Source organism: Kocuria sp., from assembly GCF_030530945.1.
Taxonomy (GTDB): domain Bacteria; phylum Actinomycetota; class Actinomycetes; order Actinomycetales; family Micrococcaceae; genus Kocuria.
Genome location: NZ_JAUMTZ010000018.1, coordinates 23,357 through 34,383, shown reverse-complemented (window position 1 = coordinate 34,383; position 11,027 = coordinate 23,357). Strand labels below are relative to the sequence as shown.

Genomic DNA, 11,027 nt, shown 5'->3' with positions numbered 1-11,027 from the left:
CGGGCGGTGCCGGCGATGATCTTCGCGGCGGCGTCGATGTCGTTGGCGTTGAGGTCTTCCTTCTTGGTCTCGGCGATCTCACGGACCTGGTCCATGGTGATCTTGCCCACCTTGTTGGTGTGGGGCACGCCGGAGCCCTTGGGGACGCCCGCGGCCTTCTTGATCAGCTGCGCGGCCGGCGGGGTCTTGGTGACGAACGTGAAGGAGCGGTCCTCGTAGACGGTGATCTCCACCGGGACGATGTTGCCGCGCTGGGATTCCGTGGCCGCGTTGTAGGCCTTGCAGAACTCCATGATGTTCACGCCGTGCTGACCCAGCGCGGGACCCACGGGGGGCGCCGGGTTGGCGGCGCCCGCCTGGATCTGCAGCTTGATCAGGCCGGAGACCTTCTTCTTCTTGGGAGCCATGTGATGGTCCTTCTTCTTAGCTGTGCGTACCGCCGCACAGGAGCGTACGACGGCGGGTGGTCGCCGTGGCGCGGCGACCGGACGGAAAGTCCCCGGACCAAAGCACGTCCGGGGAGATCCGAAGTCTGCGGGGGACTAGATCTTGGTGACCTGGTCGAAGCCGAGGGTCACGGGGGTCTCGCGCTCGAAGATGGACACGAGGACCACCAGCTGCTGGGACTCCACCTTGATCTCGGAGATCGTGGCGGGGAGGGTCTCGAAGGGGCCCTCCTTCACGATCACGGACTCGCCCACCTCGAAGTCCACGGTGACCTGCGGGGCCGCGCCCTGACCGCCGGCACCCGTGCCGGAGGTCTCGCCCAGGCCCTTGGCCTTCTCGGGGGTCTCGAACGTGGGGGCGAGCATGTCGAACACCTCGTCCAGGCGCAGCGGGGCGGGGTTATAGGCGTCCTGGCCCACGAACCCGGTGACACCCGGGGTGTGGCGCACGGCGCCCCAGGAGGCGTCGGTGAGGTTCATGCGCACCAGGACGTAGCCGGGGATCCGCACGCGGCGCACGGTCTTACGCTGCGAGTTCTTGATCTCCACGACCTCTTCCATGGGCACCTCGATCTGGAAGATGTCCTCTTCCATGTTGAGGGACTGGATGCGGGTCTCGAGGTTGGTCTTCACGCGGTTCTCGTAGCCGGCGTAGGTGTGGATGACGAACCAGTCGCCCTCCTGGCGGCGCAGCGAGGCCTTGAACTCGGCCACGGGGTCCACGTCCTCCTCGGCCGCCTCCTCGCTGACCTGCACCTCGACCAGCGGCACGGGAACGGCCTCGCCGCTGCCCTCCGCGGTCTGCAGGTCTGCCTCCTGCACGGCCTGCTCGTCCGTGACGTCCTGCTCCGTCTCGACGATCTCCACGGCCTGACCCGCGTCCGTCACGTCCTCCGCCGAGCCGTCGCGAGCGTCGTCGCCACGGGGGGTGTCGAGCGGCGCGGACTGGGCGTCGTCGTTGTCGAGCTCGTGATCGGTCACTGGGAGTTCCTGCTTTCTGTGGGCGCCTGAACGGAGGTGGGGGTGGTTACTGGGGCTGGTCGCCGTTGCCGAACAGCCAAATGGCCAGCTGACCGAACCCCAGGTCCAGCAGGGAAATCAGGACCATCATGAACGCCACGAACACCAGGACGACCAGGACGTAGTTGACGAGTTCCCGCCGGGACGGGGTGACGACCTTCTTGAGCTCGCCCACCACCTGGCGGATGAACAGCCAGATGCGTCCGAGGATTCCCCGCCTGCGATCGGTCTCGGCGGGCTGACCCGGGGTCTGACCTGCGACGGTGTGCGACATCGGCTCTCCCCTGCGTGAATGAACTTCTCGGCGGTGGTGTGCGTGCCGTGGTGGGTCGTGAAGCAGGGCAGACAGGACTCGAACCTGCAACCTGCGGTTTTGGAGACCGCTGCGCTACCAATTGCGCCACTGCCCTTCGGTTCCTGCGCGCAGAACGCTGACGGGAACACGGTGCCTGAGCCTACCACCGGCTCGGCGCACCGGACCGGTTGCCGCGTCCCGGGGACGTGGGCGGCCACGGTGAAGGCACCAACAGGACATGGTACGCGAACGGCGCGGGTCCGTGCAAAGCCTGCGCCCCGCGCCCTAAGCTGGAGTCCCATCCGCCCGGGCCGCACGGCGCGGGCGCTGCCCAGCCAGCCCAGGAGAGATGATCACATGTCACCAGCGCAGCAGCGCATCTCGCACCGGATCGCGGCGATCGCGGAGTCCGCGACGCTCGCGGTGGACGCGAAGGCCAAGGCCCTGAAGGCGGAGGGCCGGCCCGTGATCGGCTTCGGCGCGGGCGAGCCGGACTTCGCCACGCCCGACTACATCGTGGCCGCCGCGGCGGAGGCGCTGAAGGACCCCGCGAACTTCCGCTACTCCCCCGCCGCGGGCAGGCCGGCGCTGCGGGCGGCCATCGCGCGCGCCACCGAGCGGGACAGCGGCTGGGCCGTGGCGGACTCCCAGGTGCTGGTGACCAACGGCGGCAAGCAGGCGGTCTACCAGGCCTTCCAGACGGTCGTGGACGACGGCGACGACGTCCTGCTCCCCGCCCCGTACTGGACCACCTACCCCGAGGCCATCCGCCTGGCCGGGGGCAACCCCGTGGAGGTGTTCGCGGGCGCCGAGAACGACTACAAGGTGACCCCCGAGCAGCTCGAGGCCGCCTGCACCCCCGCCACCAAGGCGCTGCTCTTCTGCTCCCCCTCCAACCCCACGGGTTCCGTGTACACGGCGGAGGAGACCCGCGCCATCGGCGAGTGGGCCGCGGCCAGGGGCATCTTCGTGATCAGCGACGAGATCTACCAGCACCTCACCTACGACGGCGTGGAGTTCGTGTCCATGGCGCAGGCCGTCCCCGCGCTGCACGAGAACCTCATCCTGCTCAACGGCGTGGCCAAGACCTACGCGATGACCGGCTGGCGCGTGGGCTGGCTGGTGGGGCCGCAGGACGTGGTCAAGGCTGCGACGAACCTGCAGTCCCACCTGTCCTCCAACGTGAACAACGTGGCTCAGGCCGCCGCCCTGGCCGCCCTGGAGGGCCCCATGGACCAGGTGGCGGCCATGCGCGAGGCCTTCGACCGGCGTCGTCGCACCATCGTGGCCGGGCTCAACGCGATCGACGGCGTGAACTGCCCCGTGCCCACCGGCGCGTTCTACGCCTACCCGGACGTCACCGGGCTGCTGGGACGCGAGTTCGACGGCGTCACGCCGCAGACCTCCGCCGAGCTCGCGGAGCTGATCCTGGAGAAGGCGGAGGTGGCCGTGGTGCCCGGGGAGGCCTTCGGCCCGTCCGGCTACCTGCGCCTGTCCTACGCCCTGGGCGACGACGACCTCGCCGAGGGCATCACCCGACTGCAGAATTTCCTGGGAGGAAAGAACTGAGCATGAGCACCACCGATGCACTGAAGACCGTGACCGCTCACCTGCCGTCGCCCGTGGCCGTTCCCAGCGCCGCGCTGGTGACCGCGGGGCTGATCGGCGGCTACGGCCTCGCGCGCGCCACCGGCGTCCGCGCCCTGGGCGGGGTGGCCCTCGCCGCGTGCGGGGTGGCCGCCGGACGCACCTGGCTCGCCTCCGCCGGGCCCGCAACCACGGCGGGGCTGAGCACCCTGTACGTGGCCGGCTTCGGGCTGTCCCACCCGCTGGCCAAGAAGCTCGGCGCCTGGCCGTCCGTGCTCACGGTCACCGCGGTCAACGCCGCGGCCTCCTGGGCCCTGGTGGACCAGTACAACTTCCGGCGCGACGCCGCCTGAGCCCCGCTCCGGCGCTCCGCACCCCGCGCTGCGCCGCACCCCGGCCGTGGGGGCCCGCCCGCGGGGGGGGGGCCCGCGGGGGGGACCCCCCCCCCGGGGCCCCGGGCGGGGGGGGGGGCCCGCCGCGGCCGGGGTGTACCAGTACACCTGCGGGCGCGCCGCCGCCGGACCCCCGCTCCGGCGCCCCGCACCCCGCGCTGCGCCCCCCCCCGGCCGTGGGCCCCACCGGGAGGTGGGGCCCACGGCTGTCTTCACCCCCGCGAGGTGACCCGGGGCGTGGTGCCGCCCGAGCGGCGTCGTGCCCGGAGTCCCAGCAGCAGGTCCACCGCGAGGAAGCCCAGCAGCGACAGCCCCAGCAGCGGGACGAACAGCCCCACCGCGAGCGCCCCCAGTCCCAGGACGGCCCACGCCCACGCCGGGGTGGCGCGCAGGGCGCCGCGCGGAGGCAGCGGACCGAACTGCACGTTCGAGGCGCGCGTGGGGCGGCGGCGCCACCACATGGCGTAGCCGCTCACCACCAGCACCACGATGGCCGCGGCGAGCGCGAGGAGCACGAGCTGGTTGGGCAGCCCGAGCAGCAGCCCCATGTGCGCGGCGATGGCCCACTGGGTGAGCTTCGCGGGCAGGCCCCACTCGGAGAACCGCACGTGGTCGGTGACCTGCAGCCGGTGCGGGTCCACGGCCACGCTGTCCACCTGGGTGGGCCAGGAGCGCTCGTTCTCCGAGACCGTCCACGCGGCCCCGTCCGAGGCGGCCGGCTTGATCTCCACGACCCGCGAGTCCAGCCCCGCGTCCCGCGCGGTGGCCAGCACCGCGTCGAAGGACCCGGCCCCGGCGGCCATGGCGTGGTGGTCGTGGTGGTGGTGCTCGGCGTGCTCGTCACCGGCGGCCGTCCCGGAGCCGCCGCCGAGGTCCGTGGAGACCTTGGGAGTGGTCCAGTCCAGCGCGGTGCGCAGCTGGGACACGTTCTCGCCCGCGTGCGCGGACCACGTCAGGCCCGAGGCCGCCAGGAACAGGAACCCCACGGCGAGCCACACGCCGGTGGCGGTGTGCCACGAGCGCGTGCGCCGGTAGGCGTTGGCCTCCCCCGGGCGGGGCACGAGGCTCACCCGGGCGCGCCGGCCCCGGGCCACGCGACGCCGGTGGAGCACCACGAGCGTCACGCCGCTCAGGGCCAGGACCCACAGCCAGGACGCGGCCAGCTCGCTGTAGAGCCGCCCGGGCTCGCCGAGCAGGAGGTCCCGGTGCAGGCGGTCGATCGTGGTGCGCAGCGGCAGGGCACCGCTCGTGCCGTACACGGTCAGCTCGCCCGTGATGCGCCCGGTACCCGGATCGACGAACACCGCGCGGGACTCCCCGGGGTCCAGGGAGGGGTCCGCGAACATCACGCGCGTGGTCCCGCCCTCGGCCGCGGGGCGGACGGCGACCGGGGCTTCGCCGGTGCCGGTCGCCCCGCGCGCGGCGGCCACCTGCTGGTCCAGGCTCAGCGGCTGGGCGGCCGTGGTGCCGGTGAGGGCGTCCGCGTAGACCGCCCGCTCCAGCTGGGGGGTGAACACGTACAGGGCCCCCGTGACGGCGGCGACCACCAGGAAGGGGCCCACGAAGAGCCCCACGTAGAAGTGGAGTCTGCGCAGCAGCGGCAGCAGCCACGCGGACGGGGATTGCGGGCCCGTGCGGGCGCGCTCGGACGACGGTGCATCCAGTGCTGTGGACATGGTGAAGTACCTCTCGACGGAAGACAGGCCGACGGCACCCCGGCAGCGCCGGGGTGTGGTCGGTGGTGGACTGCTCAGACCGAGAGGAGAGGGGGCCCGCGCCGCGAGATGACGCGCACGGGTGACCACGCGAGGGGTGGCAGGAGGTAGGCCAGCGGGACCGGACGCGGCCCGTGGCACGGCACGAGGACCGGGCGCAGCAGCTCCACGGCCGTGAAGAGGAACCGTGCGGCGGCTTCCAGGAAGCGCCACCAGCCGTCCTCGGCGTGGCGCAGCAGCACGAAGGTCACGGCGGCGGCCAGGAGGTGGGCCCAGATCATCGGGCCGTGGCCCGTCACGGCGGCGTCGGACAGGGCGGCGCCGTGGCCGGCCACCGCGTGCAGCGCGGAGGGGTCGTGGTGCGCGTGGGCGAGCGCCGCCACATCCGCGGGCGAGGCGGCGGGGGACGTCGAGTGCCCGCCGCCCGAGAAGACCAGGTGGAACGGCACCTGGCTCAGCAGCACCGCGCACCCGGTGCGCAACGCCCCCATGCGCCGGCCCGCGAGCAGCACGCAGACCATTCCGGCCAGGGAGAACGCCACCGCAAGTAGCAGCACGCCGGGCGGTTCCGGGTCCACCGCGCAGTGGGACGTGGCCGCGCAGAGGATGCTGGTGCCGGCGGCCGCCCAGCCACGGAAGAACCGGGCTGGGCGACTCACGGGCGCGCTGCGCTGCATCGGGGCCTCGTCGGGTGGTGCGGGGTGTGCGGGTGAGAACTCAGTCGTCCACGGCGTCCCGGCCGCGGCGCACGATCAGCGGGTCGGGGTCGTACACCACGGAGGTGTCCTTGTCCTCGTAGTCGAACTGGTTCAGGAAGAAGCGCATGGCGTTGAGGCGGGCGCGTTTCTTGTCGTTGGACTTGATGGTGATCCACGGGGCGTGGTCCGTGTCCGTGCGGCGGAAGGTCTCCTCCTTGGCCACGGTGTAGTCCTCCCACCGGTCCAGGGACGCCAGGTCCATGGGCGAGAGCTTCCAGCGCCGCACCGGGTCGATCTGGCGGATCGCGAAGCGCGTGCGCTGCTCGTGCTGGGTCACGGAGAACCAGAACTTGGTGAGGTGGATCCCGGAGTCCACGAGCATCTTCTCGAACACGGGGGCCTGCTGCATGAAGGACTCGTACTGCTCGTCCGTGCAGAAGCCCATGACCCGCTCCACGTTGCCGCGGTTGTACCACGAGCGGTCGAAGAGCACGATCTCCCCGCTGGTGGGCAGGTGCTGGATGTAGCGCTGGAAGTACCACTGCCCCAGCTCGCGGTCCGAGGGCTTGTTCAGCGCCACCACCCGCGCGGCACGGGGGTTCAGGTGCTCGGTGAAACGCTTGATGGTCCCGCCCTTGCCGGCGGCGTCCCGGCCCTCGAAGACGATCACGTGCTTGAGGTCGTTGTCCTGGCCCCAGTACTGGAACTTCAGCAGCTCGATCTGCAGCTGGTACTTCTCCAGCTCGTAGTCCTCGCGGGACATGCGCTCGTCGTACGGGTAGCCCTCGCGCCAGGTCTCCACGGCGCTTCCCCCCGGGTCGATCAGGTCCGGGTCCGGCGACTGCCCGTCCCGCACCGTGTACCCCTGGTCCACGAGCTTGTCGATGAACTCCCGCAGGTTCTCACGGGCCGGTTCTTGCTGGGCGGTCATGGTGTCCTCCTGGTGGCCTGGTGTCGCGAACAGCGGGTTCGTTTGTCCCGCCCCGATCCTAGTTGCCGCGCCGGTGCCCGTGGCACGGAAGCCGCCCGACGACGTCGCCCGTGTCCGTCCCTGCCCCGCCCCCGGTCCGCCCGGGGCCACCGCCACGGCACGGGTCACGACCGCGCGGTGGAGCCGGGGTGCGCACCCCGGGCGTCACTAGAATGGAGGTGCCAAGTAGCACGCGAATCTCTAGAGGAGCACTGAAGCACATGCGAATCGGGCTTATGACCAGCGGCGGGGACTGCCCCGGACTCAACGCGGTGATCCGCGGTGCGGTGCTGCACGGCATCAAATCCTTCGGCCACGAGTTCGTGGGCTTCAAGGACGGCTGGCGGGGCGTGGTGGAGGGGGACGTCGTCGAGCTGCCGCGCCAGAGCGTGCGAGGCCTGGCGCGCCAGGGCGGCACCATCCTGGGAACCTCCCGCACCAACCCGTTCGACGGCCCCCTGGGCGGACCGGAGAACATCGCGAAGGTCCTCGACTCCCACGGGATCGACGCCGTGATCGCGATCGGCGGCGAGGGCACCCTGGCCGGCGCCAAGCGCCTCGCGGACGCGGGGCTGCCCATGGTGGGCGTGCCGAAGACCATCGACAACGACCTGCAGGCCACCGACTACACCTTTGGCTTCGACACCGCGGTCTCGATCGCCACGGACGCCATGGACCGGCTGCGCACCACGGGCGAGTCCCACCACCGCTGCATGGTGGCAGAGGTCATGGGCCGCCACGTGGGGTGGATCGCCCTGCACTCCGGGATGGCCGCCGGCGCCCACGCCATCCTGATCCCCGAGTTCCGGGAGTCCATGGAGCAGGTCTCCGAGTGGGTCAAGGAGGTCCACGACCGCGGGCGCTCACCCCTGGTGGTGGTGGCGGAGGGCTTCATCCCGGACAACCGGGAGGAGGCCATCGCGGGCAAGGGTGTGGAGGCCTCGGGGCGTCCCCGTCTGGGGGGCATCGGGGAGTTCGTCACCCAGGAGCTCGAGCGGATCACGGGCATCGAGACCCGCAACACCATCCTGGGGCACATCCAGCGTGGCGGCGCCCCCACGGGCTTCGACCGGGTGCTGGCCACCCGCCTGGGCATCGCCGCGGTGAGCATGGTCAACGAGCAGGAGTGGGGCAAGATGTGCGCCCTGCGGGGCACGGATGTGGTGCGGGTCGACTTCTCCGCGGCCCTGGACGGCCTGAAGGCCGTTCCGCGGGAGCGCTACGACGAGGCCAAGGAGCTCTTCGGCCGCTGATCCGGGTGCGGGCTCCCGTCCCTGGCCACCGCACGGCGGAGGGTCAGGGGCGGGAGCCCCCGCCACGGGGACCGCGCATGAGGCCCTGGGCGCGCCCGACCACGGACCCCGCGTCCGGGGGGACCACCGGCGTCTGGGAGGCGGTCCACTGCTCGGCGGGGGCCACGTCCCCGGGGGTGTGGCCCTCCCCCTGGGCCTGCTCCACGGTGCCGCGCACCGTGAGCACGGCCTGGGGGTCCACCGATCGCTTGAGCACGGCCAGGGCGATGGGCCCCGCCTCGTGGTGCAGCTGCGCGGCGGTCACGCGGCCCACCGTCCTGCCAGCCAGCTCCACCGTGGCTCCGGCCTCGGGCAGGGTGTGCTGCGAGCCGTCCAGGTCCAGGAACGTGAACCTGCGCGGGGGGTGCCCCAGGTTGTGCACACGGGCCACGGTCTCCTGGCCCTTGTAGCAGCCCTTGGACAGGTGCACGGCGGTGCGCATCCAGTCCAGCTCGTGGGGAATGGTCTTCTCGTCCGTGTCGGCTCCCCACCGGGGGCGCCACGCCTCGATCCGCAGGGCCTCCGCGGCCCAGGAGCCGGCGAGGGAGACGCCGTGCTCCTCCAGCGCGGTCACCGCGGGGTCGAGCGCGTCGAGTGCCACGAGGTGCTCGAACCACGGCCGCTGCGCTCCGGGGTGGTCCTGGACCGTGGCGTAGGCGTGCCCGCCGGCGTCCACCTCCGGCCAGGGGTCGCGCCACACGAGCACGGGTTCCGGTGGTGCGGGCTCCCCGGCGAGCGCGTCCGTCAGTTCCGCGGTGAGGTCCCGGGTGGCGGCGAGCAGGGCCCACCGGTCACTGAGGTCCTGAACCTCGACCCGCAGGGCGAAGCGCATGGACTCCAGCCACGAGGTGAGCCCGGGTGCCTCGGTGCGCTCGGTCAGGAGCCACGTGGTGGTGCCGTCGTCCAGCACGTGCGGTGCGTACTCCACACGCCCCTGGACGCTCAGGAAGAGGGTCTCGGCGCTCTGGCCGGGCCGCAGGCCCGTGAGCACCTGGGAGGACAGGGTGGTGAGCCAGCTCAGGCGGTCGGGTCCGCTCACGGTCACGACGCCGCGCTGGGACTGGTCCACGACGGCCCGTCCGCGCGCCAGGGCCCGCTGCTCCCGGACCGGGTCGCCGTAGTGGGCGGCCACGCCCATGTCCTGCCCGCCCGCGCCCACGGCGCCGTGGCGCCGCAGCAGGACGGAGGCGTACGAGCCGTCCGTCACAGCTGGGGTTCCACCCTGGTGAGCTCGGCAGAGGCGTGGGTGGCCAGCTCGTGGCCCTCCGCGGCCATGTCCCAGGCCCACATGAGGTGGTTGTTGACCAGGCCGTAGAGGCGGGTGCCGGACTGGTACTCCTTGGCGCCCTGGGCCCTGATCACGGCGTCCGTGCGCAGGTCCACACGGGGGCCCTTGATCTGGCCGAGGTACAGCTCCGCCACACCGCCGGGCTGGGCGATGGTCACGGAGATGTCGAAGCCGCCGTCCGCGTTGCGCAGCCGCTCCACGTCCTCGGCGGAGGTGAACACGGGCAGCGGGTCCGGGGGCAGCATGCCGGGGCCGATGTCCCCGGCCTCACGGGGACGGGCGAGCTCCCAGAAACCCTGCTCGTAGGTGGCCTCGCGCTGCGGCTCGCCCTCGTCGTCGAGGAGCGTGGTGCGCGCGCGGTAGACCACGAACGGGAGGCCGGTCTGCTCGAACGTGACTCGCTGCCGGAAGGCACGCTGCTCGGCGTCGCCGTACCCCATGAAACCGTTGCCCTCCCACGTGCCCAGGAGCCACGCGAAGGGGACGAGCTCGGGGGTGAGGTCTGTGGGGATCTCGATGGGCACGAGCTACATCTGCCCCTTGAACAGGCTGAACACGACCTTCGCGGAGATGCCGAGGATCGCGAGAGTGGCGAGACCCAGGAGAACCAGGTAGAAGATTTCGAGTGCAAGCATGGCCTCACGCTACCACGGCGGCCAGCACCTGACCGGCGAAGACGGCGACCATTCCGAGCAGCGCCACGGGGGTCACCCCGAGGGTGACCATGCCCCGCCGCTTGAGGTTCGCGGGGGCCGCGGAGATCACGCGGGCACCCGCCACCGCGAGGATCACGGTGAGGGGGGCACCCACGCCCGCCACGGTGAGCCAGCCGCTCAGACCCTGGTCGTGGGCCACCCGCGAGAAGGCGATCCACCCCGAGGAGGCGACGGCCGCGAGCACGCCGGTGACGGAGGCCAGGGCCGACTCCAGCCGGTGCCGAGCGCCCTCCCCGCGGACGAGCTCCGCCACGCACACCGCCATGAACGAGACCCCGATGACCGCGGGCAGCCACACCAGCCGCTGGGACGGCACGAGCTGGACGAGGAGGCACGCGAGGGTCCCGGCCACCGCGATCAGCACGTTGTGGCGGCGGCGGGCGTGGATCCCTGCGGCCGCGGGCCAGCCCACCCCGATCATCACGGCCATGGCCACGGAGACCACCAGCGGTGCCCAGGAGCCGATCACGCCCGCGGCGAGCGCCAGGACCAGCGCCACCAGGGCTGCCAGAACGATGCGCGCGTACCTCATGGCGGGGGTCCCTTCGGGCCGGGGTGTGGACGGGAGGCCGGTGTCCTCCCGGGACTCAGCGTAACGGGCCGCCGCC

The 11,027-nt window shown here is 72.1% G+C and carries 12 protein-coding genes and 1 tRNA gene; 3 read left to right on the top strand and 10 right to left on the bottom strand.

Annotated features, from left to right (window positions below):
• The 4 genes from rplK to Q4A22_RS11630 all read right to left on the bottom strand — a co-directional run.
• Nucleotides 1-407 (bottom strand): 50S ribosomal protein L11 (gene rplK / locus Q4A22_RS11645; protein ID WP_303179668.1); only part of this gene is annotated, 407 nt, incomplete at its 3' end.
• A gap of 135 nt (nt 408-542) precedes the next feature.
• Nucleotides 543-1,427, bottom strand: a complete 885-nt coding sequence (gene nusG / locus Q4A22_RS11640; protein WP_303179666.1) for a transcription termination/antitermination protein NusG — start codon at nt 1,425-1,427, stop codon at nt 543-545.
• Between the two features lie 46 nt (nt 1,428-1,473).
• Nucleotides 1,474-1,740, bottom strand: coding sequence for a preprotein translocase subunit SecE (gene secE / locus Q4A22_RS11635; protein ID WP_303179664.1), 267 nt, complete (start codon nt 1,738-1,740; stop codon nt 1,474-1,476).
• A gap of 63 nt (nt 1,741-1,803) precedes the next feature.
• Nucleotides 1,804-1,876, bottom strand: a tRNA-Trp gene (locus tag Q4A22_RS11630).
• 242 nt (nt 1,877-2,118) lie between these two features.
• Between Q4A22_RS11630 and Q4A22_RS11625 the strand changes: the two genes are divergently transcribed.
• A complete protein-coding gene (locus Q4A22_RS11625) occupies nt 2,119-3,330 on the top strand; it encodes a pyridoxal phosphate-dependent aminotransferase (RefSeq protein WP_303179662.1) in 1,212 nt (403 codons plus the stop codon).
• A gap of 2 nt (nt 3,331-3,332) precedes the next feature.
• Nucleotides 3,333-3,701 (top strand): hypothetical protein, encoded by a 369-nt coding sequence (locus Q4A22_RS11620; RefSeq protein WP_303179661.1) that lies wholly within the window; start codon nt 3,333-3,335, stop codon nt 3,699-3,701.
• A 251-nt stretch (nt 3,702-3,952) separates the two neighbouring features.
• Here Q4A22_RS11620 and Q4A22_RS11615 read toward each other — a convergent pair whose 3' ends face one another.
• The 3 genes from Q4A22_RS11615 to ppk2 all read right to left on the bottom strand — a co-directional run bounded on the left by Q4A22_RS11615 (nt 3,953) and on the right by ppk2 (nt 7,084).
• Nucleotides 3,953-5,416 (bottom strand): PepSY domain-containing protein, encoded by a 1,464-nt coding sequence (locus tag Q4A22_RS11615; protein WP_303179659.1) that lies wholly within the window; start codon nt 5,414-5,416, stop codon nt 3,953-3,955.
• A gap of 74 nt (nt 5,417-5,490) precedes the next feature.
• Complete coding sequence (locus Q4A22_RS11610) at nt 5,491-6,114, bottom strand: hypothetical protein (RefSeq protein ID WP_303179657.1); 624 nt, start codon at nt 6,112-6,114, stop codon at nt 5,491-5,493.
• 58 nt (nt 6,115-6,172) lie between these two features.
• Nucleotides 6,173-7,084 (bottom strand): polyphosphate kinase 2, encoded by a 912-nt coding sequence (gene ppk2 / locus Q4A22_RS11605; RefSeq protein ID WP_303179656.1) that lies wholly within the window; start codon nt 7,082-7,084, stop codon nt 6,173-6,175.
• A gap of 260 nt (nt 7,085-7,344) precedes the next feature.
• Here ppk2 and Q4A22_RS11600 point away from each other — a divergent pair, with 260 nt between their 5' ends.
• Nucleotides 7,345-8,376 (top strand): 6-phosphofructokinase, encoded by a 1,032-nt coding sequence (locus tag Q4A22_RS11600; RefSeq protein WP_303179653.1) that lies wholly within the window; start codon nt 7,345-7,347, stop codon nt 8,374-8,376.
• A gap of 43 nt (nt 8,377-8,419) precedes the next feature.
• Here Q4A22_RS11600 and Q4A22_RS11595 read toward each other — a convergent pair whose 3' ends face one another.
• The 3 genes from Q4A22_RS11595 to Q4A22_RS11585 form a co-directional block, all read right to left on the bottom strand.
• Complete coding sequence (locus Q4A22_RS11595) at nt 8,420-9,622, bottom strand: folate-binding protein YgfZ (RefSeq protein ID WP_303179651.1); 1,203 nt, start codon at nt 9,620-9,622, stop codon at nt 8,420-8,422.
• Nucleotides 9,619-10,227, bottom strand: a complete 609-nt coding sequence (locus tag Q4A22_RS11590) for an FABP family protein (RefSeq protein WP_303179649.1) — start codon at nt 10,225-10,227, stop codon at nt 9,619-9,621. The genes Q4A22_RS11595 and Q4A22_RS11590 overlap by 4 nt, the downstream gene beginning before the upstream one ends.
• Nucleotides 10,228-10,342: 115 nt before the next feature.
• Nucleotides 10,343-10,951, bottom strand: a complete 609-nt coding sequence (locus tag Q4A22_RS11585) for a hypothetical protein (RefSeq protein ID WP_303179647.1) — start codon at nt 10,949-10,951, stop codon at nt 10,343-10,345.
• Nucleotides 10,952-11,027: the final 76 nt, after the last annotated feature.

What these genes read in the sequence shown, in the direction of transcription:
- secE (WP_303179664.1), bottom strand. Translation starts at nt 1,740, where the DNA reads ATGTCGCACACCGTCGCAGGTCAGACCCCGGGTCAGCCCGCCGAGACC.
- Q4A22_RS11625 (WP_303179662.1), top strand. Translation starts at nt 2,119, where the DNA reads ATGTCACCAGCGCAGCAGCGCATCTCGCACCGGATCGCGGCGATCGCG.
- Q4A22_RS11620 (WP_303179661.1), top strand. Translation starts at nt 3,333, where the DNA reads ATGAGCACCACCGATGCACTGAAGACCGTGACCGCTCACCTGCCGTCG.
- Q4A22_RS11615 (WP_303179659.1), bottom strand. Translation starts at nt 5,416, where the DNA reads ATGTCCACAGCACTGGATGCACCGTCGTCCGAGCGCGCCCGCACGGGC.
- ppk2 (WP_303179656.1), bottom strand. Translation starts at nt 7,084, where the DNA reads ATGACCGCCCAGCAAGAACCGGCCCGTGAGAACCTGCGGGAGTTCATC.
- Q4A22_RS11600 (WP_303179653.1), top strand. Translation starts at nt 7,345, where the DNA reads ATGCGAATCGGGCTTATGACCAGCGGCGGGGACTGCCCCGGACTCAAC.
- Q4A22_RS11585 (WP_303179647.1), bottom strand. Translation starts at nt 10,951, where the DNA reads ATGAGGTACGCGCGCATCGTTCTGGCAGCCCTGGTGGCGCTGGTCCTG.